1 protein-coding gene is annotated in these 385 nt (G+C 64.7%); it reads right to left on the reverse strand.

Going from position 1 to position 385, the window contains the following annotated elements:
* Window positions 1-385, reverse strand: a 385-nt coding sequence (locus tag E4T88_RS19100; protein WP_135107614.1) for a transporter substrate-binding domain-containing protein, incomplete at both ends; no start/stop codon positions are given.

Genomic DNA, 385 nt, shown 5'->3' on the forward strand with positions numbered 1-385 from the left:
GTTGCGCAGGGCCGCGAAGGCGAAGGGCGTATCGTCGAACGCCACCACGGTCGCCTTCGGAAAGTCGCGGCGCAGGACGATCTCGTTGGTGGTGCCCTTGTCGGCACCGATGCGCAGGCCGTTCAGCTGCTCGGGCGCGGTGAGCGTGCCCTTCTTGGCCAGGAATTGCTGGCCGGAGGCGAAGTACGGGATGCTGAAATCGAGCTGCTTGGCGCGCTCCTCCGTGATGGTGAAGTTCGCCAGCACCAGATCGACCTTGCCGGAGGTCAGCAACGGGATGCGGTTGGCCGGATTGGTCGGGCGCAGATCCAGCTTCACGCCGATCTTGTCGGCGATCGCCTTTGCGTAATCGACGTCGAGGCCGGCGATCTGCTTGGTGTTCGGA

Origin of the sequence: Dysgonomonas mossii (genome assembly GCF_004569505.1) — a bacterium.
Lineage (GTDB): Bacteria > Bacteroidota > Bacteroidia > Bacteroidales > Dysgonomonadaceae > Dysgonomonas.